Here is a 23,709-nt window from a genome sequence, read left to right on the forward strand (position 1 = left end):
ACCATCCATGACATCAAGGAGCGCCTAGAGCGCGCATTGAACACAGCGTGGATGAGGTGCCCCTAAGACCGTTCCTGAGGCACCTCAGAGGCGGTGCCGGAGTAACCGCAGGAACGGCGCTTTCTTGGGGCGAGTTACTTCACAACGAGGTTGACCATGCGGCCCGGAACGTAAATCTCCTTGACCACGTTCTTGCCAGCGGTGAGTTCCGCAATGCGCTCATCGTCCTTGGCAATGCCCACGACGGTGGCTTGGTCGGCGTCGGCAGGCACCATGACGCGGGCCTTGACCTTGCCGTTGATCTGCACCGGAACCTCGATCTCATCATCAACCAGGTACTTCTCGTCGAACTCCGGGAAGGCCTCGTAGGTCACGGTCTCATCGTGACCAAAGCGCTTCCACAGTTCCTCCGCGATGTGCGGGGCAACAGGGGAGACCAGCTGGGCCAAGGGCTCCACAGCGGCGCGCGGAGCGCCCTTCGGGTAGGCCTTGGTCAGGTAGTTCACGTACTCGATGAGCTTGGCCACCACGGTGTTCAGGCGCAGGTTCTCGTAGTCATCGCGTACGCCGGCGATGGTGCGGTTGAGGTGCTTCAGGTCATCGTCGGAAAGCTCCGCGTCCGTCGTGCACAGCTCGCCGGAGTTCTCATCGATAGCCAGGCGCCACAGGCGCTGGAGGAAGCGCTGCGCACCGACGACGTCCTTTGTTGCCCACGGGCGGGAGGTATCCAGCGGGCCCATCGACATCTCGTACACACGCAGGGTATCGGCACCGTACTCGTTGCAGATGTCATCCGGGGCCACGGAGTTCTTCAGGGACTTGCCCATCTTGCCGTACTCCTGGTTGACCTCTTCATCCCCGTAGTAGAACGCGCCATCGCGTTCTACTACCTCGGCGGCCGGGACGTAGACGCCACGGGAATCGGTGTAGGCGTAGGCCTGGATGTAGCCCTGGTTGTACAGGCGGCGGTAGGGCTCCTTGGAGCTCACGTAGCCCAGGTCGAAGAGAACCTTGTGCCAGAAGCGCGAGTAGAGCAGGTGCAGCACAGCGTGCTCAACGCCACCGACGTAGAGGTCTACGCCGCCCGGATCGTTGGCGCCGTGCTCTTCTGTGCGCGGGCCCGTCCAGTAGCGCTCGTTCTCCAGATCGCAGAAGACTTCATCGTTCGTCGGATCGATGTAGCGCAGCTGGTACCAGGAAGAACCTGCCCACTGCGGCATGACGTTGGTGTCGCGGTAGTAGGTCTTCGGGCCATCGCCTAGGTCGAGCTCCACCTCAACCCACTCGCGGGCCTTGGCCAGCGGCGGCTGCGGGGAGGAATCGGCATCATCTGGGTCGAATGACACCGGCTTGTAGTCTTCTACCTCCGGCAGCTCAATGGGCAGCATCGACTCCGGCAGCGGGTAGGCCTGACCGGCCTCGTCATAGACGATGGGGAAGGGCTCGCCCCAGTAGCGCTGGCGGGCAAACAGCCAGTCACGCAGCTTGTACTGGATCTTCTCGCGGCCCACGCCCTGCTCCTCCAGCCACGGGATGATGGCGGCGATGGCCTCGTCCTTGGACATACCGTTGATGTCCAGGGAATCGTTGGCGGAGTTCACGGCCTTGCCGGACTCGGTATAGGCCTCCTTGGTGATGTCGCCGCCAGCGACGACCTCCGTAATGGGCAGGCCAAAGACGGTGGCGAACTCGTAGTCACGGGTATCGTGCGCCGGGACCGCCATGATGGCGCCGGTGCCGTAGCCGGTCAGGACGTAGTCCGCGATGAAGATCGGGACCTGCTTGCCGTTGACCGGGTTGGTGGCATAGGTGCCCAGGAAGACGCCGGTCTTTTCCTTGTTCTCTTGGCGCTCCAGGTCAGACTTCGCGGCGATGGAAGCACGGTAGGCCTCCACAGCCTCCTTCGGATCATCGTGGCCGAAGGTCCAGCGCTCGTCGACATCATCCTCGTATGGGATGGGGGAGAGGAGGGCGTCGACAAGCTCGTGCTCCGGGGCCAGCACCACGTACTCCGCGCCGAACAGGGTATCCGGGCGGGTGGTGAAGACGTCGATGTCGTAGCCCTCAGCGTGGAAGGTGACCTCCGCGCCGCGGGAGCGGCCAATCCAGTTGCGCTGCATGGACTTGACCTTCTCCGGCCAATCCAGAAGCTCCAGGTCATCGAGCAGACGGTCGGAGTAGGCGGTAATGCGCATCATCCACTGGCGCAGGTTCTTGCGGAAGACCGGGAAATTACCGCGCTCGGACTTGCCCTCCGCGGTGACCTCCTCGTTGGCCAACACCGTGCCCAGGCCCGGGCACCAGTTCACGGTGGAGTTGGACAGGTAGACCAGACGGAACTCATCGAGCGCCTTGCGCTGCTCTTCCTTGCTCAGATCCGCGTAGTAGCGACCATCCTTGGTGGTGCGCTTGCCCACCTCAAGTTCCTTGATGAGCTCAGAAATCGGGCGTGCCTTCTGCTGCTCCTCATCAAACCAGGAGTTATAAATCTGCAGGAAAATCCACTGCGTCCACTTATAAAACTCCGGGTCAGTCGAAGCCACCGAGCGGCGCGGATCGTGGCCCAGCCCCAGCATGCCCAGCTGGCGGCGCATATTGTTGATATTCGCCTCCGTGGTGGTGCGCGGGTGCGTACCAGTCTGGATGGCGTACTGCTCAGCCGGCAGGCCAAAGGCGTCATAACCCAGCGTGTGCAGGACGTTCTTGCCCAGCATGCGGTTAAAGCGGGCATAAGTATCCGTGGCGATATAACCCAGCGGGTGGCCTACGTGAAGGCCCGCGCCGGAGGGGTAGGGGAACATGTCCTGAATGTTCATCTTCTCCGCGGGAAGTTCCTTACCGTCCTCCGCGAGCGGCCCAACTGGGTTCGGCGCATTAAAGGTGCCGTTATCCTTCCAGTACTGCTGCCAGGCACTTTCAATCTGCGCGGCGAGCTCCGGCGTGTAGCGGTGGGTGGTGTTATCGCTCGGGTTAGTCATGGTTAGACAGTGTAGTCACCGCACGGACATCTCCCCAGTTAGACCCAGCTAGGCCGCAATTCCGTTCCGCAGCGCGGCCACGCAACTGACGACGCCCCCCTTGTCCCCTCTAAGCTCTGCCACTAAAATCACCATTGTTCTACTGTTCTACATTTAACTTTTTACAGTCACCAGCCAATAAGGAAAGGCGGTTGGAGCAATGACCAACATTTCTTTGCGCGAACTCAACCAGCGTTCTGGCCACATCGTTCGCGAAGTTGCCGCTACAGGTCAAAGCGTGGTCATCACCGACCGCAATCGGCCCATTGCTCGCGTTGTTCCCATTTCATCTCTAGATAGCCCCGTGGAGCAGTTAGTAGCTGCCGGAATCCTGAGCCACAACCCGAAGCCTTACTCACAGCCAAGCACCACAGACTATCTGCCTTCCGGGACAGACGTTGTATCGCTACTGGATAGGGAAGACCGCTTGTGATGATCTACGTCGATACTTCGGCACTAGCGAAGTTGGCCTTGCCCGAGCGCGAAAGCTCCGAAGTCGCTGCACTCCTTGAAGGCCAGCAACTGTTTTCTTCTGCACTCATTGACATCGAGTTATCTAAAGTGTGGCAGCGCAGTGGCCTCACCGGCGCCGGTTACCGGAAGTTCACGGAGGGGGTCTCCAAAGTTGGCATCAGCGATGAGGTCATTCGTCGAGCTTGCTCGCTGACCGGCGTTCGCTCCCTGGATGCCATCCACCTGGCGAGCGCCTGTCTTCTCCGCGACGCTGGCCTCACCCTGACCTTTTTCACCTACGACAAACAGCTCCACGCCGCTGCCCAGTCTCAAGGTTTTGCTGTCTTTCCCTCGCCACAGTGACGACCACCAATACAAGTCTTGGGGGTACCTCTACGTCGTCTTCACTACCAACCCGACTTAGGCCAAATTGGTGCGGAACAACTCCACCCCGCCGTCGAAAAATGCAAGGTAGCAGCGTCAAGAGTGACGTTGCGGCACCTGCCCGATGACCTAAGTCGGGACACAACGACCGTTCCCGTAGAACACTGTACGCATCTTCGCGAAGCGGATTACCTTCTTTGCTCCCCTCGCAGCGCGCAACGTCTGCGCGCCTCCATCGACCTGCAGGAGGCGTCTGACAAAAGGCAGCGGTCTCAAGCAAGTCGGTGCTCACCCACCCCATGACCCAAGTCGGGACCAGTAAAAGTCCTGGGGTAGCCCTACATCGTCTTCACTACTAAACCTTCTTCACCACAGCAGGCTTCAGCTTCATCGCGCCAAAACCATCAATCCGGCAATCAATGTTGTGGTCTTCCTGGCCGGTGCCGGCGTCGAAGTTCAGGCGGATGCCGCGCACCTTCGTGCCGGCCTTCAGCGGCTGCTGCGCGCCCTTGACCTTAAGGGTTTTGGTGATGGTGACCGTGTCGCCGTCAGCAAGCGCGTTGCCCACGGAGTCGACGATGGTCGGTTCGCTTCCTTCCGCGGCCGAAGCATCAGCAGAGTCGGCGGAGAACTCGTGCGCACACTCCGGACAGACGATAAGCGGCGGCATTTCGTAGGTGTACTCAGAGGAGCATTCGGGGCAGGGCGGCAGAGTTGCGGCCGAAGTATCAGACATAGGAAAAAGTTTAGCCTGCGTAGCGCGAAAAGATGATCCTTCTCTCATTCCTTTGATTGATACCCCAGTGGGGTATAGGCTTGGGTCAACATAATCGGACCCATTCGGAAGACTTATGAAACGCCTCATCGCCCTCACCACTGCCTGCGCCGCAGCCATCACCCTGTCCTCTTGCTCTACTGACAGCCCCGTACCGAGTGAAGCCTCGAAAAGCGCCGCTTCCAGCACCGACATCCAACAGGTGCCTGCCGAGGAGATCCTCGCCGAGTTCGATCTCGAAGGGTTGGATGGCCAGGAAATCGTGGACAAGCTGGACCGCCAGTCCAAGGACGAGCGCAATAGCGATCTCCTCGCATCCGTGCGCCCGAACGAGCTCATCCTCGCTACTGAACAGGGTCAGGCCTCCCTGCCGCTGCCGGAGGACAAGTTCTACCTCTCTATTGCGCCGTACCTCTCCCGTACGCACGACTGCTTCAACCACTCCCTGACCACCTGCACCGGTGAGCTCAGCCAGGAAGACATCCACGTCACCATCACGGATGATGAAGGAAACGAGCTGGTCAACGAGGACACGACGACGTTCGACAACGGCTTCATTGGCTACTGGCTGCCGGCCGACAAGAAGGGCACCATCACCATCGAACAGGACGGCAAGACCGGCGAGGTTCCCCTGGATACCTCTGACGAAGGCGGTACCTGCGTGACCACGCTGCAGATGGCATAATCTGCCCATTCACTCACCACGGTGAATCCCACCTCCTGGGGTTCACCGTTTGTCGTTTTTATGGTGTCCACGCAGTGCTTGCCGACGTCAACAGTGTTCTGGGCAAGTCCCCATACGGCCACTCCCTGAAGAAATCTCCGAGCAGGCAATTGACCACAACAAGTCCGCTGGTGTCGTCCACTCTGTTCCTTTTAGCCACGCCACCCCGTCGGCGCCGGCTTCTTGGGCGCAGGCGTTGTGGCTGCCCTGCTCGGCGCCATCGCCGCATTCCTGCAGTCTGTCGGCGTGGTCAAGGCTGACTTCTCCGCTCTGCAGAAGATGTTCCGCTAAGCACTACAGCACTATGCACTAAAGGATGCGCTGAGCATTCAGCCCCCACGTAGGCCCTCCGCTTCGGAAGCGGAGGGCCTACTGCGCTTACTGGGAGGACTCCTCTAGGCAGTCATACAGGAAGTCCATCAAGGTCGTAGCGTCATCGGATCGGAACAGTTCATCGAGGGCAAGGTTGAATTCCAGCCTTCTCGCATTAGGGATATTAAGTGCTGCGTAGCCATTGCTCATCAAGAGGCCTGACGCCACAAGCCGTGCGGTTCGCTTGTTTCCATCGAAGTAAAACTGGCTACGCGTGGCAGAGCAGAAATAGGCCAACGCTTGCTCGACTGGGTTTTCAAGACCTTGAAGGGAGACCAGCAAATCGGCATGAGCTTCACCCAATTCATCAGCAGGGTCGAAAGGGATGAACCCGCCATCCATGAGCCGCACTCCACCGCCATCTCCCTCCACATGGCCTTCACCACGGAAAAGACCAGCGTCCAGGGCCTCGTTCCTTGCTAGCACGGCATGGAGTGCGTTACTGGTGGCTTTATCCACCGCACATTCCTCTTTGAGGACCAGCTCATGGAGCAGGTTGAAAGCTTCTGACAAGTCCAAGATCTGTTGCTGTTCAGCAAGCGCCTTTCCACCCACCGTGACGCCATCGAGCAACGTACGGACTTCTGGGAGGGTGAACGTGTTTCCTTCCAGCGCGGCAGCGTTCCACACCAAGTCAGGAAGTTGCTTGGTTAGTCGAAATAACGCACGGTCGGTCCCCAACTCCGAAACCTGCGGCCGCTCATGGTACTCCCAGCTCACGCGGCTCGTCGCTCTTCTCATCACCTATGCCCCTCCCACATAGTTTTCAGCGCGCACATCAATAGCAAGCTGGTGCGGTGACACGTAGTGTATTCCTGATTCTTTTGTTGCGCCCGTGAGCTCTTCACCAGCGACAGGCACGAGGGTGATTCCTCCGGATACGTGCTCAGCACTCGCGCGAATCCGAGTGGGCAACGAGGGCACGATGTCTGCTGGATTTGTGCACCAGATCAATGTTGATTGAGGTTCTTCTTCACCTGCGATCTGCCCCGCGACTCGTTGCGCTGCAAAAGCACCCGACATCGCCCAAGTTTGCCCACTCGCATCAACCGCTGAAGCAATCGTTATGGGATTTGACGGTAAGAAGTGGAGAGCCCCGTGGCGGCCATATGGGTTGGAGGCCCACGCGGCCCGTTCCATGAGAGCCCGGTAGCTACCGCCGCCGGCCGGAGCGTCACCCCACTGCACAAAGCGGTCAATCCAGGCTTTAACGTCCGGCTCCTCACTGGCGAGTTCCCCAAGAAGCACTCGGGCGGCTGTCGCGGCCGCGGCATCACTCATGCGGTGTACCTGTACGGAAACCTCGTATCCGAGCACGCGCATTACCTTGGCCAACCCGGCCAAACTCGGTTGAGCTGCCCCACGCAACCACAGATTGAGCGTATTTCGTGACACTCCCGAGCGCCGCGAGATTTCGCTAAGGCTCAGCGGGCTTTTCTTGAGGAGTTGTAATGGGTCCATAGCCCCACTATAGCCAGCTGTCCTATGCTTAGGACACCTGTCCTACCGTTAGGACAATCAAGCCCTCTACCAGCGACATGGCAACAGCACCCCACGGTGTCCTATGATGAAAAAAATGAGCGCGGAGATCTATTCACTTCCCACAACGCCGTTGGTCACCACTGATTTCATCGAACAGGGCCCCCGGATTTCACTGCGCCGGGGAAGCAACATCCTCATGCTTCAGCTGCCCGCTACGTACCCCGAAGCGGAGCTGACGGATCCGCGGTGGGTGGTCAAGTCCCATTTCATCGATCGCCCCCACTCGGTGCGCGAATTCGCCACCGACGAGCCGCTGGAAGTCGGCATCCCTGGGCCGTTCACCCGCATCGAGGTCACCCTGCACGATGGGGATGAGGACCTCATCGAAACCATCACCTTCACCGGCATCACCGAGGACGCGCCCTTCATCGTCTATGACCGCACCACGCTTATCGCGCCGCAGGGCACCCTCAAAGACGCTAAGCCGCTCGGCATCTGGGCCGGCTGGGAAGTGGGCCCACTGCCGGATCAGGTCAGGGTGCCGCAGAGGGAACCGGTTGACGTCGCCAAGCACGGCGATTTTGAGTGGGACTTTGACGTCGCCATCCTGCCCAACGCCCGTGGCCTCGACAACGAGCCCGTGTTCACCAAGTCCCCGCGCGTGCATCTCATCACGGAAGGGGAGTGGCGCATCGATCTCACCTATGCGCCCCTCGGCGGCGAGCAAGAGGAGATTTCGGAGCAGACCTTCGACGCGGGCATCGCCGAGCCTTTCCCGGGTGACCTCTACGAAGACCCGTGGGTGGGCCGCTACAAGGTGTCGCTCTGGCACGACGAGGAGCTTGTCGACGTCCGCTTCATCTCCCTCGCCGAGGGCCTCCACATGCGCGCCACCAACGACGGTCCGCGCGGCATGGATTTCCGCATCATCGATGCTCTCGGCGCGCACTCGGCCTTCAGCTACACGTTGGCTTCCCCGCCGAAGAAGCCCATCGCGTTGGAGAAGGGCCTGCGCACCTTCGAGGACACCGAAGTCTCGCGCCGCGAGGTCGTGGCCAGCGAGGCCGGCTATGAACTGGAATTCGATGTCTGGCCCGAGGCCCTGTTCAGCCGCGTCAAGCGCATCGGCCTAGAGCCCACCGAGCACTCCGATAAGCCGGTGATTTTTGCCGGCCAGCTCGATCAGGACGACATGTTCACCGTCCACTCGCCGCGCCCGCTGCCGCTGGCGAAGTTCGTCACCATCGATGGCCGGCAGAAAATCAAGGAGCTGGCGCGCACCTCGAAGACAACGCAGGCGGTCACCAGCCTCGCCGTTCCCAACGCCGCGCTGGCCAACGCCGTGCGCAAGCAGCCCTCTGCCGAACTTTTCCTCATGTGGTCCACGCTGTCCTACGAGGACTACCTGGATTCGCTCCCGGCGGAGGAGCGCGCGGCCCACGAGTCCCGCAGCTTGGAGCGGCGCATCGTCGAGTACGAGGCTTCCGCATCCACCAGCTTGATCTATGCGGCGCTGGCCACCGTCCGCAAGTCCCCGTTCGTCAGCCGCGGCCTACTCAACGGCGATGAGATTATCATCGAGCAGAACGCAGAACCGCAGGCAGATTTAGTGGGCTGGGCCTGGCCATTGGCCGAGCCCACCGTAGCGCCCACCCAACTCACGCCCACCGAAGAGGGGTTTGAACTGCCCGCGGAGCTTGCTGAGCATGGCTCGCTGCTTGTCGACGTCCGCGAACTCCGCGCCTCCTCCAACCTCGCCGCCCCTGCACGCCCCTCCAGCGCCTCCATCGTGATCACGCCGGAAGGCTCTCCCGCAGCTCTGGCCTCAAAGGATTGGACTCCGGAACAGCTCTGGGGCACCTTCCGCGCCCTTCACGTGCTTTCACAGCGCAGCCCGAACCCGAAGCTGCAGGCGATGTTCGACAGCACCATTGATCGCCTGCGCGCCCAACCGGAAGCTGCACTCCACGCCCTGGCGCGCACTGGCGTTAGCGTGAACCAGCAGGCCCGCTCGCTCGCGCGCACGCGCTTGTTCCACTCCCCGCTGGAGCCCACTGCCGAATCCGGCGTCGATAGCTACCTGGATCTCCTCCTCGATCCCTCCGCCAGCGAGAACCCCGAGCTCACCGCCGTGCGCGAGTCCGGCGCTGATGGACTGACCCGCCCGATGCTACTCAATGCTGCGACCATTCACAGCCCCACACCGCCCGTCGATGACCCGATGGGGGAGGCCGGCCGCGTCGCCGCGCTGCGCGAGTGCTTTGCCAACAACGGCGCCCTCGATGCGCTGGGCACCATCGAGCACCTGCGCAAGGACGCCACGGCACTGGCCTCGCTGGTGCAAAACGCGGGCGTTGACATGTCCGTCAACCACACCCTCATCGCGTTGGGCGCCTTTGCCAGCGGAAACACCGCCGACGAGCTCAATGCAGCGGCCTGGATGCCCTATATTTCCTATGCCTTCGCCCTAGCCTCCCGCGCTGCGGCGAATGACATCATCATGGAAAGCCCGCTGCTCAAGGAGGACATGCCCATGCTTGCCGACGTCCTCCCCCTCGCCCCCCGCCTCTTCTTCTACGACCTCGTGACTGCGGAGGCGCTCTTCCACGATCGCGACCTGTAAGCCCGTGAGGTGTGCCACAATGGGTGAGCATGAAGGTTATCTCCACGAACGTCGCTGTCCGCCGCCCCGAGCCGCACGGGCGGCACGAGTACACGGGCATCGATAAGCAGCCACGCCCCCTCCTGGATCTGGAAATACCCGGGCCCAACTACGGTGACGGCTCTGGCGTGGTGGGGGATTCCATCGGTGACCACGCCCACCACGGCGGCGCTGAGAAGGCCGTGTATGCGGTGGCCCGTGAGGAGCTCGATTACTGGGAGGGCACGCTCAACCGCGTGCTGCGTGATGGCTACTTCGGGGAGAACCTCACCACCGAAGGGATTTCTTGGTCGAATATGCTGATCAACCAGCAGATTCAGGTGGGGGAGTGCGTGCTTGAAGTGTCTATCCCGCGCACGCCTTGTGCCACCTTCTCCGGCTGGATGGACGAGCCCGGTTGGCTCAAGTCCTTCACGGAGCGCGGTGATTGCGGTTCCTACCTGCGCATCATCGAACCCGGCCGCATCACTCCTGGCGATGAAATTACGCTTATCGGCCGCCCCGACCATGACATCACCATGGGCATGGCCTTCGCGGCCAAGATGGGGGACAAGGAGCTAGCCCGGCGCGTCGTGGACGCCGGCTGCCTTGCCGCAGTCCACCACGATCAGCTGGTTAAGCGCCTGCAGCCCCGCGGTTAGCTAGCCATTCATAGGTTGTCGCTTGTGAACCGCGCGTGCCATCCATACGCACGAATCGTGCCTTCACCAGTGACTTCAGCGCATATCGGACCTGCGCTCGAGTAAGGTTTGTGGCTGTTTCTATTTCGCCGATAGACAGCGGTTGTGCCGCCGTACGCAGCGCCTCCGCTACGCGCGGGGCGTTAACACCCAGGCGTTCCAAGGTCACTGGTGCATCCACTCGTCGTTCCGGGCCGGTGCCTGATTCCTCCTTGCGTAGTGGCTCCCAGATACGGGCCTCTCCACGAGTGTCCGGCCGCCACATTTTCACCGTAAATTGCACGCCAGAATCTATCAGGTCAGGCTCCGGTAGTCCTTGCTCTCGCGCGGCATCCAGCATGAGCTGCACGCCGCCGCCTTCGCCCTCAATAACAAAAGAGGCATCGTCTGCTTTGAGATATCGGCACAGTCTATAGAGCCGCTGGTTAATCTCCTGGCGCGCCAGATCTCTCGACTTGAGCTGTTCAACCGTCAGATCCCGTAGGCCTCCTGGACTGGAGATAACCATCTTGTCCGGCAGTAGGCGGACATCAATCGATTTACCCGCACCCAACGTATTTGGCCCAAGATCACGGTGCACCAATGCATTAGCCACGGCCTCTCGAATGGCCGGAAGGGGAAGTTCAGGAACTTCCACCATTGATCCGTCCTCTCGATATCGCCGTACGGCGGCTAAACGTTGCCTTACCCATCCCATTACCGAGTTCAACAGCACCGGAACGGGCCCCTCAAAGGTCTCCAACCCCAGCACTCGCCCGTGCTTCGAACCATTTGGTAGCCTTTGCGCCACCGTTACTGCTAAGGAGGGAAAATGTCCTTGGGGATAGAAACCCAGCGCATACAGGCCAGCAAGGGTCAGCTCTCCAGTCGCGGTTGTCACCGCTAGCGCCCGTAAGACGTCCTCATCTTGAGTAAGTCCCGATAGTCGCCGATTCATTCTCCGCGCCTGAACCAAGAAATCTTGCACCACGTCGCTATCTAGGTCTGCAAGGCTCGTGCCTTCCACAATCGTCGTGTCATAGGACACTGCCTCTTCGGCATGCAGCTTTGCCACGTCCATCATGCGCAGCTCCGAGGCACTCATACGGTAGTCCCCATCAGCCATTCGAAGATACGCTTCTCCCCTGTAGATAGCAGGCTTATCAATAATCGGAAGACCCGTAACCTCCGCAATCACGACATGCGTGCCATCTATTGCCACACTGTCGGTATGCACTGTGACTGGAGGGGTGATGGCATGACGCGCCTGCGAGGCCAGAGCAGCCTCCATCTCCGAAGGATTCTCAATGCCAGTGACAATGAAGCCTTCTTTCTCATTGACACCGAGAATGATAAGGCCGCCACTCGGCATGTTTGCGAACGCGCACAATGTCTGCGGTAGAGAGTCCGGAATGCCCCCTTGAGCGGTTTTGACCTCGACTGTTGTTGAATCACCGCCGCGCAACTCAAGCTCAGCCAATAGCTCTCTCAGCTGATTCTCGGACCAATTGTTCACGATGAATACCCGCCCTCAATGTTAACAATGACGGCTCAATGCTAACTTCATTCCTCTTCAATGACAAGAGTTCTCATTGATCTTCCCATTGAGGTGTCATTGACATTCTCATTGAGGCCAAATTATGGCCCTGAAACCCCGTATGTTTAAGCTTTATCTAGCGCATAAACCGCAATGAGTGGTTGGATAAGAGTTATCCAACCACTCATTTGCTGTCTGACGAATGGATAGCCTCTACAAGCCTCACTACGTTACCGAGAGCTGGATCCCCGAATCAGGCTCCGGCACTCCCCGGCGCGATAAGGCCGGAGGCCCTTTTTAGGTCTATGTCCCTGACCATCTTGTAAGTAAGGCATGGAGTTTTCCCCAGAGCTCACCAGCCGGGCAGCACGTATCGAGCGAGAGATCTTGGATCTCAACCGTCATGCTGCTTCTGGCCAGTTGGAGTCTGTGGCCCGCTTACTCATGCGTTCTGAGGCGATTTCTTCCTCACGCATTGAAGGTATTGCGCCCAACGTCGACAAGGTTGTCCTCGCGGAACTCGCCCAAAAGGAGGAAGTCCGCGGCTTTAAGGAAAGCGCGGAAGAGGTTGCGCGTAACCTCACCGTTCTGTGTTCCATTGAGAAGAGCTTTGCCACCGAACCAACATCTCCATCGGCCTTCTTGAAAAGCTCCAAAGAGAGTTGATGGGGGAGAAGGGCTCTATCCCCACTGGTCTCCGCACTATTCAAAACTGGATTGGTGGAAGTAACCACACACCCATTGGGGCCGAGTTCATCCCAGCGCCCCCAGGCCTAGTCCATGACCTCGTGGACGACTTATGTCTTTACCTCGATGGCGCTTCGCACGGTGCTCTCATCCAGGCCGCGATTGCTCACGCTCAATTCGAAACGATTCACCCATTTGCAGATGGCAACGGCCGTGTGGGCCGTGCTCTCATTCATGGGATTCTTCTGCGTCGCGGACTTACTGAATACACCATTCTGCCGGTATGCCTCGTCCTCGGTACGTGGTCCAAATCGAAAGCTACCTGCCTTTTCGCACCATCAAGCGTGGGAAAATCCTCACCATGAAGCGCACGTATAAGTGGGAGCATGTCGAGATTCCCCTCATCCGGAACTAGGCCGCAGTTCATTTTTTAAGAGCCGGTTTGACCGCTTCCGGAGTGCAATACGGCGATGGATACGAGGCCACGTGGGAGCTGCGCGCCGCGGAGAACTGGGTGACTGAACGTGTGTCGGTGAACGTTGAAGGCGACGGATGGGGGCGAAGCCTCGAGCTGTTTAGGTCCGAGCAAGGCGTGTGGTCGGCGGAAACCAATGAAGAGGGCGCCCAGCTTGAAGATCTGCCCTCCCCCGGTATCGTCCAGTCAGCCGACCTGAAAGCCGCACTCGATTGCGCTCTCGGTCTGTGCCCTCTCACCAACACAATGCCTATTCGTCGCTTGACGCTACTTGAGACTCAGGTTCCGAAAACGCAGCTGATCATGGCTTGGATTGATATACCGTCCCTCCAGGTGATCGCATCAGACCAGTACTACAGCTCCGTCGATTCTGAAACTGTCCGATATGAAAGTGGAACACGGGGAGTCGACGTCGAGTTGGAGGTCGACGGTGGCGGCGTGGACGTACACTACCCTGATCTCGCACGGCGGGTCTGATCCGGAAGCAACTCTAACTAAGCTGGGCGGTATGAACGACCTGACCATCGCGCCTGGCCCAGGGATCCCCGGGGGTCTGGTCATCGTCGCCGCCGACCTGACGGAGCGGTTCGCGAAGTCGTCGGGACCAGGTGGCCAAGGCGTCAATACTACGGACAGCAAAGTGCAGCTTTCCGTCGATATCGCTACGTGCTCATCGCTTTCCGACGCCCAGCGTCGCCGCGTCCTTCACAGCCTCGAACACCGCCTGGACGGCACAGTGCTCACCGTGAGCGCGTCGACGCAGCGCTCGCAGGTCCGTAACCGCGCCGAGGCGCGAGAGCGCATGGCCGCCCTCTTGCGTGAGGCGCTCGCTCCGCTTCCTCCTCCGCGGCGCAGGACCAAGCCGACGCAGAGCTCGGTGCGACGCCGTCTCGAAGCGAAAAAGCGGCGCTCGGAACTCAAGTCCACGCGACGGCGGCCCCAAATTTCCTAGTTCGAACCATCCGCGTGCATATCCTCACGCTGACGGACCTGGTTCGGGTAACCGCTACGCTGAGACAGCTTGGACTGGTTGAATCCGCTCGATTTCCGAGAGGATCTTGTCTTCCGCCACGTCCAAGTCATATTGAGCCTGTAACCCGAGCCAGAACTGGGGGCTCATCTCGAAAAACTTCGCTAGACGAAGGGCCGTGTCAGCGGTTACAGCGCGCTTACCGTGAACAATTTCGTTGATCCGGCGGGGCGGAACGCCGATGGAGACGGCGAGCTTGTGCTGGGTGAGCCACATTCCTTTGAGAAAGTCCTCCATGAGGATCTCACCGGGGTGAACCGGAGGGAGCTTGTCAGTGGTAGTCAACGATCTCAACCTCCTCTGGCCCCGCGGCGGACCACCGAAAACAGATCCGCCACTGGTCGTTGATTCAAATGCTGAACTGACCCCGCCGATCACGTCGCTCCCGCGTTGGGTGGCAGCCGAACCACAAAGGATCAGTCATCTGCTATCCCATCGACTAATTCTTGCAGGTCGCAGGACCTTCGCGTAACTGTCAGTTCAGTGCATTTTGAATAGTTCAGCACACGTTGTATTGTTCAGCACATGCTGACTATTGCTTCGCGCCTCGACGTCATGAACCGGCTCGGCCGGGCCATGGCTGATCCGACGCGCTCCAGAATCCTGATGACCCTACTCGACGGCCCGAGCTACCCGGCTGTGCTTTCGCGCGACCTAGACCTGACCCGCTCGAACGTCTCGAACCACCTGACCTGCTTGCGTGACTGCGGCATCGTCGTCGCCGAGCCGGAGGGCCGCAAGACACGCTACGAAATCGCCGATCCGCACCTCGCGACAGCACTCAACGCACTAGTGAACGCGACGTTGGCTGTCGACGAAAACGCCCCGTGCATCGACCCTGAGTGCTCGGTGCCCGGCTGCGACGGGAAAGGAGTGGACGCATGAGTTCAGCATGTGGATGCGAACACGAGCCAGCCACGGAGATCGAAGATCTCGATCGCCCATGGTGGAAGGACCCCGAGTTGCTACTGCCGATCTTCTCCGGCGTAGCCCTCGGCATAGGCCTGGCGCTGGACTGGTCCGGGCTAGAGACACCCGCGACAGTACTGTTCTGGGTCGGCCTGCTGCTAGGGGCGTATACGTTCGCGCCCGGCGCGATACGGAACCTCGTCACAAAGCGCAAGCTCGGCATTGGCTTGCTGATGACGATCAGCGCGATCGGCGCGGTAATCCTCGGTTACGTCGGAGAGGCCGCGGCGCTAGCGTTCCTGTACTCGATCGCTGAGGCGCTGGAAGACAAGGCGATGGACCGGGCCCAGGGCGGACTGCGGGCACTGTTGAAGTTGGTGCCGCAGACCGCGACGGTACTGCGCGACGGCACGGCGGTCGAGGTCACCGCGAAGGACCTCGTGGTTGGCGAGCTGATGCTCGTGCGCCCCGGAGAGCGGATCGCCACAGACGGCATCATTCGGTCCGGGCACTCCAGCCTTGACACCTCAGCGATCACCGGAGAATCCATTCCGGAGGAGGTTGCGCCCGGCGACGAGGTACCCGCGGGAGCGATCAACTCCGCCGGTGTGCTGGAGGTCGAGACGACCGCAGCTGGAACGGACAACTCGCTGACCACACTCGTCGACCTCGTCGAGCAAGCGCAGGCGGAGAAGGGTGACCGCGCCCGGATCGCCGACCGGATTGCCCGACCCTTAGTGCCCGGGGTGATGATCCTGGCGGTGCTGGTCGGTGTGATCGGCTCGCTGCTCGGCGACCCCGAGACGTGGATCACCCGCGCGTTGGTGGTCCTGGTCGCAGCATCACCGTGCGCGCTGGCAATCTCCGTGCCGTTGACGGTCGTGGCCGCGATCGGCGCAGCCAGCCAGTTCGGAGTGGTCATCAAGTCCGGGGCGGCGTTCGAGCGCCTCGGCGGCATCCGTCACCTGGCGGTGGACAAGACCGGAACCCTTACACGCAACCAGCCCGAGGTTACCGGAGTGGTCCCGGCAGTGGGATTCGATCGGGCTCAAGTGCTTGCCTTCGCGGCGGCAGTTGAACAGCAATCGACGCACCCCCTCGCCGCGGCGATCGCGGCAGCGGAGCCCGAAGCGCCCGCCGCCCTGGACATCAGCGAGGAAGCCGGACATGGCATCGGCGGCACCGTCGAAGGCCGACGCCTGCTGGTGGGCAGCCCCCGGTGGATCGACGCCGGGCCACTGAAGGCAGACGTCGAGCGCATGGAGTCCGAGGGCCAGACCTGCGTCCTGGTCACCGTCGATGACACCCTCGCCGGAGCGATCGGCGTCCGCGACGAGCTGCGGCCCGAGGTGCCCGAAGCCGTGCAGACCCTGCGCGCCAACGACGTGCAAGTGAGCATGCTCACCGGCGACAACACTCGCACCGCTCGGGCGCTGGCTGAAATCGCCGGAATCGACGACGTGCGCGCCGAGCTGCGCCCGGAGGACAAGGCAAACATCGTCGCCGAATTCTCCTCCAAGACACCGACGGCGATGATTGGCGACGGCATCAACGACGCGCCCGCACTGGCGGGCGCGACGGTGGGCATAGCGATGGGAGCGACCGGCTCTGACGCCGCGATCGATTCCGCTGACGTCGCCTTCACCGGCCACGACCTCCGGCTGATCCCGCAGGCGCTGCAGCACGCCCGCCGAGGCAGCAGGATCATCAACCAAAACATCGTGCTGTCTCTGGCCATCATCATCGTGTTAATGCCGCTGGCGATCAGCGGCGTGCTGGGCCTGGCCGCCGTCGTGTTGGTCCACGAGGTCGCCGAAGTGATCATGATCTTGAACGGCCTGCGGGCTGCGCAAGCGAAACGCTGAGGCTGCGACCGGCAAGTCTCGTAAGGGTTAAACCACACGCCGAGCGGACACACCTTGGGCCAGGCACGTAATTCGAGTTCACGGTCCGTCTCCGTGGAATCGGGATCGTACTCGGCGACCTGGCTCTTCGCGGCACGTACCCCAGCCGGTTAAGGGGCTCTTCGAGTTTCGGAGTGCGTAGCTGACCGCATAGCCCGGTTCGGGGTGGCACAACATGTAGGGGTCCTGGCCGGTACAAGATGAGAGTTACGACGCTTCCATCTGACCGAACCAGGACCCTACTGTGCAGCCTAGTGGCAACCTCGTCGCAGACACCATCTGCCGCACGGCAGAAATCGGCTTGACGATCACCGGAGCCGCCGACGCCGGAACCTTCACCATCATCGACGCCGCCCCGGTCGCTGTCGAGGGGCACTGCCCCGACTGCACCCAACCCGGGAAACTGCGTGATCACACTGTCCGCCGACTGGTTGACCTGCCGGTCGTGGGGTTTCCCACACGCCTGCACGTTCGTGTCCCCCGATTCACCTGCACCAATCAACAATGTCGGAGGAAAATCTTCCAAGCCTGCCTCAACTGCGCCAATGACGGGGCCAAGCTCACCGACCGGGTGACCGGCTGGATCCTCCAGCGACTGGCCATCGACCGGATGAGCGTGGCCGCCACCGCCAAGGCCCTCGGGGTGGGGTGGGAACTGGTCAATCAGGTCGCTGTGGACGCCTGCCGCAAGCTCGTCTACGACAACCCCCACCACCTGGACGGGGTGCGCATCCTCGGGGTGGATGAGCACGTGTGGAAGCACACCCGAAAGCCAGGCCAGCCGTCGAACCTGGTGACGATCCTGGTCGACCTCACCCCGCTGGCCGATGGCTGTGGGCCGGCCCGACTACTGGATATCCGCCCAGGCCGCAGCGCGGACGTGCTGCGCACGTGGCTGCAGGAACGCGACCCTGGTTTCCGCAGCCAGGTGCAGGTGGTGACCATGGACGGCTTCACCGGCTACGCCACCGCCGTCGACCAGGTACTGCCCCAGGCGAGGAAGGTGATGGATCCGTTCCACGTCGTGCATCTGGCAGCGGACAAGCTCACTGGCTGCCGGCAGAGGCTCCAACGTGAGACCACGGGGCGTCGTGGACGCAAGGATGATCCGCTGTACAAGCACCGGCGGACCTTGCTGACCAGGAGGAACTACCTTACCGAGCGGCAGAACAGGCGGCTGGACCTGTTGTGGGCCACCGATGACGAATACGTGGCACTCGAGGTCACGTGGATGGCTCTCACAGGACATGATCCAGGCCTACGGGCACCCGAAGAAATCGGAGGGCAAGAAGTTGATGGAACGGATCATCAACACCCTGCGTAAGGGCGTGCCGAAAGGTCTGGAGGAGCTGGCCCAGCTGGGTCGGACGTTGTGGCGCCGGCGCGAGGATGTGCTGGCTTACTTCGACATCGGGGCGTCCAACGGGCCGGTCGAGGCCATCAATGGCCGGTTAGAGCATCTACGGGGGATCGCCCTGGGGTTCGGCAACCTCGACCACTACATCTTGCGGTGCCTGATTCACTCCGGGCAGCTGCACACCCGGATCAACGCACTCTAAATCGTGAAGAACCCGTAAAGCGGAAATCAATTCGAGGCGCTCGCGGTGCGCGGGACCGTAGACGGACGTGGTCTGGTTCTTCTTCGCCCCGGGCGGAAGCAGGCCCTCGCGGATGTAGTACTTGATGGTCGCGGTCGACGTGTCCGTGGCCGCCGCGAGCTCGCCGAGCTTCATCGTGCCGCCCTTTCGATCGGGGATGGCCGCATTGGGCAGTGGCGCTACCTTGCCGATGGTCGGACGCCATGGAACCTGTCACATAGTTAGGCTAGGCTGTCCTTAAAATGTCTGCGTCGGTCCCGTGCGCTTTGCGACGGGACCCATCCTCGAAAGGTGAGTGGTCGATGGCGAAGGGGTTTGAGGCCGTCGTACTCCGTGGCCTGGGCGCCAAGGAACATGCGGTGACCGTGATCGGGAAACGCCGGCTCGCGCCGCACTTCATCCGGGTCACGTGCCGCTCGGAAGGGCTGCTCGATCCGAAGGGGGAAGCGCCGGCGAACTGGCTGCGCCTCTGGTTCCCCGACCCCGACGGCGGCCCGAAGGAGTTCCAGCGCGGCTACACGCTCGTCGATCCCGATCCGGCGACCGGCGAGTTCTCCATCGATTTCGTCATACACGAGCCCGCCGGGCCCGCCTCGCACTGGGCGGTGAACTGCGAGGAAGGCGACCGGATCGTCGCCATGCGCTACGGCGAGCAACCCTTCGCCCTGCCCGAGCCGCCCCCGGCGGGGTACCTGCTGCTCGGGGACCTCGCCGGCTATCCGGCGATCCGCGCCCTGGTCGCCGCCATCCCCGAGGACAGCCCCGTGGTCGTCTACCTGGAGCGGCACAGCCCCGACGACGACCACATCGCCCTGCCCGAGGGCCCGAACATCACCGCGTCCTGGGTCGACGAGCTTCCCGACGGGCAGGCGCTGGTCCAGGCGATCAGCGACGGGGACTGGGCCGGCTGGTACGCCTGGGTGACCGCGGAAACCGCGTCGACCCGGCACGCGAAGACACTGCTGCAGAAGAAATTCGGACTCAACCGAGCGACCTTGCACGCGCATGCCTACTGGGTCCGCGGACGCCAGATGGGCAAGACGCAGACCATCGATTCGGCGGGTCGAGGCAAGAGGCGTGCAAGGCTGCCGCCGCGCGACGCCGCCTCGATGTCAACGTCATGCTGCCTCGCTGCTCCCGCTGCCGGCACCACCGCCGTTGTCCAGCGCCTCCACGTCCGCAAGTGCCGGCGCCGTCGGCTCCACCGACGCTCCCGAACCCCGGCAAACCCCGGGCGCCGACGCCGGCAAGGGGGGTGTGCTCCGGCCGCTCAAGCGTCCGCTCATCGCCGCAGGCATCGTCGAGGGAGCGCTGTCCCTGCTGCAGCTGATCCCCTTCATCCTGTTCGCGGAACTGGCCCGGCTGTTCGTCGAAGGGGCACCTGCGGAGGCTTTCGCCAAACCGGCGATCTGGGCGGTGGTCGCGATGGCCGTCTCGGCGGCGGGGACGACGCTGCTGGTGCTGTGGCTTCACTTCCTGGACGCCAACTTCGCCACGGCGCTGCGGCATCGCCTCTTGGCGAAATTCTCCCGGCTGCCGTTGGGCTGGTTCATGCGCGGCCGGGCGGCCGACGTCAAAAAGATTGCCGGCGATGACGTCAGGGCACTGCATTACCTGGTCACCCACGCGGTGCCCGACATCGTCGGCGCCGTCGTCGCGGCGCTGGGCAGCCTGATCTACCTGTTCGCCGTCCAATGGCGATTGGGCCTGGTACTGCTGCTGCCGATCGTCGCCTACATCTACGTCATCAAGGGAATCCAGCGCCGCGACAAGGACAAGGTGCTGCAGAACCAGCGGTACGAGGTGCTGGCGGCGGGCCAGACCCAGGCCTTCATCGGCTCGCGCGGGACCTCCGCGGTCTTCGGGCCGAAAGCGGTCGTCGACCTCGAGGGCACGCTGCGGGAATCCGGTGATTTCATGGCCGATTGGCAGCGCGACACCGGCCCCCGCAAGATCATCGCGGTGATGACGAACCGCCCCACCACGGTGCTGGGCGTGCTTCTAGTGGCGGGATTCGCGATGGTCGTGGCGGGCTGGATGCCGGCGACGGATCTGATCCCCTTCCTCATCCTGGGCACGTCCTTCGGCGGCCGGCTGCTGAACCTCGGGTTGGGCGTGGCCAGTTTGTCGGGCGGACTTGACGCCAAAGCCAGCGTCGAGCTTTTACTGGCGACGCCGGAGCTCGCGCCCCCGGTGGATCGTCCCGCGCCCCCGGGCCACGTGCGTTTCGACCACGTCGATTTCACCTACGGCGGCGGCCGGAAGGTCATCGACGATCTTTCCCTCACGCTGGAGCCCGGCAGCGTCACCGCGCTGGTGGGCCCCTCGGGGGCGGGCAAGTCGACGGTGGCGGCGTTGCTGGCCCGGCTGTGGGACGTCACCGGCGGTTCCGTGAGCATCGACGGGGTCGACGTGCGCGATCTCACCCAGGAGCAGCTGTATTCCTCGGTGTCGGTGCTGTTGCAGGATGCCCAGCTGGTGCATGCGGGCATCCGCGACAACATCGCGCTGAACCGTCCCGAGGCGACCGACGCCCAGATCCGCGAGGCTGCGGAGGCCGCGGACGTGCACCGGGTCATCAAAGCGCTTCCCGACGGCTACGACACCGTGGTCGAACCGAACCGTCTTTCCGGCGGCGAACGCCAGAGGGTGGCCATCGCCCGCGCGCTGCTGGCGAACACCCCGATCGTCGTGTTGGACGAGGCCACTGCCGCGGCCGACCCGGACTCCGAGGCCGCGATCCACCGTGGGCTCGAACGCCTGCTGGCGGGCAAGACGGTGCTGATGATCGCGCACCGGCTGCACACGATCAAGAATGCCTCGCGGATCTCGTCTGGACGAGGAGGTGGAAGAGGCACGCATTCGGCGGCGAGGGTTATCGGGTGAGATGCATTGCGCGCACTGTCCGTCGCCGTTAACGAGAGAATGATGGATCGCACTTCGTCGGGGTGTCTCCGTTCTCGCGTGCCGTGTCGGACTCTCCAGGTGGCGGCCGTCGTTACCCTCTACCCGCTGTTGGGCGCGCTGTTCTCGGCGGACCCCGGGGCGGCGTTGCCGTGGCTGGCGCTGTTACTGCTGTTCGTGGCCTGCAGTTGGGGTGTCGACATCTTCGCCGCCCACAGGGGGCTCGATCTGGGCATCGCCGTCATGCGCGAGATCCACAGCAACGCCCCGGGTGCCGTGCTTTCGTGGCCGGATGCTCGGCTGACTTCCGAAAAGGAAGGTGCCATCCGCGATTTGGTCACCAAGGCCAGCACGGTCACCTCGGCGGTGATCCTGCTGATCGGGCCCGTGATCACCTCGATTGTGTTCATCTTCGGGTTGGGCATCGGGCTGCTGCTCGTCTCTCCCGCGCTTGGCGCGGTGACGTTCCTCGGCGGCATCGCTTGCCTGGGGTCGCTGTGGGCGTCGGCGAAGCTGGAGGACAGGTCCACGGCGGAGTTTGCGGCGGCCAATGCCGGTCTCGATGACAGGCTTTTCGAGTTCGCGCTCGTGCAGCCGACCTTGCGCACCGCGCGCCGGGTGGACGCGAGCACCCGATTGGTTGACCGGGCCATCGCCGAGGCGCGGCGGAAGACCCGCAGGGTCCTGCTTTGGCAGATCCCCGGGCAGCAGGTGTTCACGGTCGTGGTTCAGCTGGTGCTGTTGGCGTTTGGGTTCACGGTGTGGTGGTCCTACGACCGTTCGGCGTTGACCGGAGCCGCGGCTGCCGCGTCGATTGTGGTGTTGCTCCGGGTCGTCGAGCAGGCCAACGTTCAGGCGGGATCGGTGGAGGCCGTCGTCGAGCTGCGGCGCTCCCTGTCCGAAGTGCGCGAGCTGATGGAAGTCGAGCGGGTCCGCGCCGGCGGCCCGGGCGAGGGCCCCGCCACGGTGGAGGTCCGGGGCGTCGATGTCACGTTCCCCGACGGCACGACGGGGCTCGACGGCATCGACGTGGACTTCGCGCCGGGCACGATCACGGCCGTCGTCGGCCCGTCCGGCAGCGGCAAGTCGACGCTGGTGTCGCTGCTGGCCGGGCTGACGGTTCCCGGCGTGGGCACGGTCGACGTTGACGGGAAACCGGCTTCCCCCGGTGACCTGCGCGGCCGCGCCGCGATGGTGTTCCAGCGCACCGTCCTGCACACGGGGTCGATTCGTGACAACCTGCTCGCCGTGAACCCGGATCTGACGCAGCCGGAATTGGATGCGATCGCCGTCAATTGCGGCCTGGCCGAGGCGATCGAGCGCTTGCCCGATGGCTGGGACACTCCCGTCGGCGAGCTGGGCAATCGGCTGTCCGGGGGCGAGCGGCAGCGGCTGGGCCTGGCCCGTGCCCTCGCCAAGCCGGCATCGATCCTGCTTGTCGACGAAGGCACCTCGGCCCTGGACGGGCGCAATGAGCGGACGGTGACCGATGCCCTGTCTGGGCTGCGCGGCTCGTACACGACCGTGGTCGTCGCCCACCGCCCCGCGATGGTGGAGATCGCCGATCGCGTCATCGTCATGGAATCGGGGCGGGTGGTGGAAGCTGGCCCCATCGATGAGTTGGAGAAGGCCGATGGGCCCTTCGCCCGCATCGCGGAGCAGTGGCGGGAAGCGGCGACGGGGGGGATCGGCGAGGCGCAGAGGGTCAGGGGATGGCGGTCCCGGGCCCCGCCAGTGGCGGTCCAGGGCGCCGGCATGAGCCGGCGGGTGGTGGGCCGGGCCCCGGGGGCCGGTGGCCGACCCGGGTGTCGGCCGTTTGCGTGGCGACGGGACGTCGTAAAGCGTCGGGGATGGCACGCCCCCGCATGGCCTGTGCGCGTCGACGATTGCCACCGTCAGCTTCGGCGTACTTGGGCATCGTGCGCGGGAACCGGCGGGCGCACGCGGGCAACATGATCGGCTCGTACGTCGACAAGTTGATCGGATTCGGGTTCGCCGCGCCGAGAAACACGGGCCTGACCCCTGGAAAGTAGACACGTCGGGGGTCAGGCCCGTGCTCGACAACCCCAGCGGACTCAACGCCCACGCCAGCGTCGCGGACCATGCGGCCGGGTACCGGAAGGTGGCCAAGGCCGCG

General features: G+C 62.7%; 20 protein-coding genes and 3 pseudogenes. 15 read left to right on the forward strand and 8 right to left on the reverse strand.

Annotated elements, in window-relative coordinates:
- Positions 1-134 precede the first annotated feature (134 nt).
- Positions 135-2,978, reverse strand: coding sequence for a leucine--tRNA ligase (leuS, locus tag HWX44_RS12155; RefSeq protein WP_175974930.1), 2,844 nt, complete (start codon positions 2,976-2,978; stop codon positions 135-137).
- A gap of 199 nt (positions 2,979-3,177) precedes the next feature.
- On the opposite strand from leuS, the gene HWX44_RS12160 reads away from it, so the two are divergent.
- Entirely contained in the window at positions 3,178-3,450 is a 273-nt protein-coding gene (locus HWX44_RS12160) for a type II toxin-antitoxin system Phd/YefM family antitoxin (protein WP_049154824.1), read from the forward strand.
- Positions 3,450-3,833 (forward strand): type II toxin-antitoxin system VapC family toxin, encoded by a 384-nt coding sequence (locus tag HWX44_RS12165; RefSeq protein ID WP_070510079.1) that lies wholly within the window; start codon positions 3,450-3,452, stop codon positions 3,831-3,833. Before HWX44_RS12160 ends, HWX44_RS12165 begins: the two co-directional genes overlap by 1 nt.
- Before the next feature lie 376 nt (positions 3,834-4,209).
- Here HWX44_RS12165 and HWX44_RS12170 read toward each other — a convergent pair whose 3' ends face one another.
- Entirely contained in the window at positions 4,210-4,590 is a 381-nt protein-coding gene (locus tag HWX44_RS12170) for a zinc ribbon domain-containing protein YjdM (RefSeq protein ID WP_070525139.1), read from the reverse strand.
- A gap of 115 nt (positions 4,591-4,705) precedes the next feature.
- Here HWX44_RS12170 and HWX44_RS12175 point away from each other — a divergent pair, with 115 nt between their 5' ends.
- Positions 4,706-5,314, forward strand: coding sequence for a CueP family metal-binding protein (locus tag HWX44_RS12175; RefSeq protein WP_070517622.1), 609 nt, complete (start codon positions 4,706-4,708; stop codon positions 5,312-5,314).
- 417 nt (positions 5,315-5,731) lie between these two features.
- Here HWX44_RS12175 and HWX44_RS12180 read toward each other — a convergent pair whose 3' ends face one another.
- Positions 5,732-6,445 (reverse strand): Fic family protein, encoded by a 714-nt coding sequence (locus HWX44_RS12180; RefSeq protein ID WP_254868246.1) that lies wholly within the window; start codon positions 6,443-6,445, stop codon positions 5,732-5,734.
- Between the two features lie 24 nt (positions 6,446-6,469).
- Positions 6,470-7,186 (reverse strand): helix-turn-helix domain-containing protein, encoded by a 717-nt coding sequence (locus HWX44_RS12185; RefSeq protein ID WP_175974934.1) that lies wholly within the window; start codon positions 7,184-7,186, stop codon positions 6,470-6,472.
- A 115-nt stretch (positions 7,187-7,301) separates the two neighbouring features.
- Here HWX44_RS12185 and HWX44_RS12190 point away from each other — a divergent pair, with 115 nt between their 5' ends.
- Positions 7,302-9,830, forward strand: coding sequence for a hypothetical protein (locus HWX44_RS12190; protein ID WP_254868247.1), 2,529 nt, complete (start codon positions 7,302-7,304; stop codon positions 9,828-9,830).
- A gap of 29 nt (positions 9,831-9,859) precedes the next feature.
- Positions 9,860-10,510, forward strand: a complete 651-nt coding sequence (locus tag HWX44_RS12195) for an MOSC domain-containing protein (RefSeq protein ID WP_070745245.1) — start codon at positions 9,860-9,862, stop codon at positions 10,508-10,510.
- On the opposite strand, the gene HWX44_RS12200 is transcribed toward HWX44_RS12195, so the two are convergent.
- Positions 10,485-12,044, reverse strand: a complete 1,560-nt coding sequence (locus HWX44_RS12200; protein ID WP_175974938.1) for an ATP-binding protein — start codon at positions 12,042-12,044, stop codon at positions 10,485-10,487. The genes HWX44_RS12195 and HWX44_RS12200 overlap by 26 nt on opposite strands.
- Positions 12,045-12,398: 354 nt before the next feature.
- Between HWX44_RS12200 and HWX44_RS13205 the strand changes: the two genes are divergently transcribed.
- From HWX44_RS13205 to arfB, 4 genes are all read left to right on the forward strand, one after another.
- On the forward strand, positions 12,399-12,731 hold the full coding sequence (locus tag HWX44_RS13205; protein WP_005530810.1) for a Fic/DOC family N-terminal domain-containing protein: 333 nt from the start codon (positions 12,399-12,401) through the stop codon (positions 12,729-12,731).
- On the forward strand, positions 12,731-13,117 hold the full coding sequence (locus HWX44_RS13210; protein WP_217703018.1) for a Fic family protein: 387 nt from the start codon (positions 12,731-12,733) through the stop codon (positions 13,115-13,117). The genes HWX44_RS13205 and HWX44_RS13210 overlap by 1 nt, the downstream gene beginning before the upstream one ends.
- Before the next feature lie 77 nt (positions 13,118-13,194).
- On the forward strand, positions 13,195-13,704 hold the full coding sequence (locus HWX44_RS12210; RefSeq protein WP_254868249.1) for a putative glycolipid-binding domain-containing protein: 510 nt from the start codon (positions 13,195-13,197) through the stop codon (positions 13,702-13,704).
- Between the two features lie 31 nt (positions 13,705-13,735).
- On the forward strand, positions 13,736-14,179 hold the full coding sequence (arfB, locus tag HWX44_RS12215) for an alternative ribosome rescue aminoacyl-tRNA hydrolase ArfB (protein WP_175974940.1): 444 nt from the start codon (positions 13,736-13,738) through the stop codon (positions 14,177-14,179).
- 54 nt (positions 14,180-14,233) lie between these two features.
- Here the strand turns inward: arfB and HWX44_RS12220 are convergent, their stop codons facing one another.
- Together HWX44_RS12220 and HWX44_RS13415 are read right to left on the reverse strand one after the other, a co-directional pair.
- Positions 14,234-14,542, reverse strand: coding sequence for a HigA family addiction module antitoxin (locus tag HWX44_RS12220; protein WP_175974943.1), 309 nt, complete (start codon positions 14,540-14,542; stop codon positions 14,234-14,236).
- Positions 14,529-14,633: pseudogene (locus tag HWX44_RS13415) on the reverse strand (type II toxin-antitoxin system RelE/ParE family toxin); the annotation flags it as partial. The pseudogene HWX44_RS13415 and the gene HWX44_RS12220, both read right to left, overlap by 14 nt.
- 149 nt (positions 14,634-14,782) lie before the next feature.
- Here HWX44_RS13415 and cmtR point away from each other — a divergent pair.
- The 3 genes and pseudogenes from cmtR to HWX44_RS12235 all read left to right on the forward strand — a co-directional run bounded on the left by cmtR (position 14,783) and on the right by HWX44_RS12235 (position 18,629).
- Positions 14,783-15,142: a Cd(II)/Pb(II)-sensing metalloregulatory transcriptional regulator CmtR gene (cmtR, locus tag HWX44_RS12225; protein WP_046646453.1), complete on the forward strand. Its 360-nt coding sequence runs from the start codon at positions 14,783-14,785 to the stop codon at positions 15,140-15,142.
- Entirely contained in the window at positions 15,139-17,031 is a 1,893-nt protein-coding gene (locus HWX44_RS12230; protein WP_175974944.1) for a heavy metal translocating P-type ATPase, read from the forward strand. The genes cmtR and HWX44_RS12230 overlap by 4 nt, the downstream gene beginning before the upstream one ends.
- 283 nt (positions 17,032-17,314) lie before the next feature.
- Positions 17,315-18,629 (forward strand): annotated as a pseudogene (locus tag HWX44_RS12235) (ISL3 family transposase).
- On the opposite strand, the gene HWX44_RS13530 reads toward HWX44_RS12235, so the two are convergent.
- Positions 18,531-18,803: a MerR family transcriptional regulator gene (locus tag HWX44_RS13530; protein ID WP_080969572.1), complete on the reverse strand. Its 273-nt coding sequence runs from the start codon at positions 18,801-18,803 to the stop codon at positions 18,531-18,533. The pseudogene HWX44_RS12235 and the gene HWX44_RS13530 sit on opposite strands and share 99 nt — an antisense overlap.
- Positions 18,804-18,970: 167 nt before the next feature.
- Between HWX44_RS13530 and HWX44_RS12245 the strand changes: the two are divergent.
- The 3 genes and pseudogenes from HWX44_RS12245 to HWX44_RS12255 form a co-directional block, all read left to right on the forward strand.
- Positions 18,971-19,681, forward strand: a pseudogene (locus HWX44_RS12245) (siderophore-interacting protein); the annotation flags it as partial.
- Positions 19,682-19,925: 244 nt separating this feature from the next.
- The gene (locus HWX44_RS12250) at positions 19,926-21,554 is read left to right on the forward strand and encodes an ABC transporter ATP-binding protein (RefSeq protein WP_175974946.1); all 1,629 of its coding nucleotides are present in this window, start codon (positions 19,926-19,928) and stop codon (positions 21,552-21,554) included.
- A gap of 99 nt (positions 21,555-21,653) precedes the next feature.
- Entirely contained in the window at positions 21,654-23,528 is a 1,875-nt protein-coding gene (locus HWX44_RS12255) for an ABC transporter ATP-binding protein (protein WP_175974949.1), read from the forward strand.
- Positions 23,529-23,709 lie beyond the last annotated feature (181 nt).

This window comes from Corynebacterium sp. Marseille-Q2823 (assembly GCF_903645345.1).
Classification (GTDB): domain Bacteria; phylum Actinomycetota; class Actinomycetes; order Mycobacteriales; family Mycobacteriaceae; genus Corynebacterium; species Corynebacterium hiratae.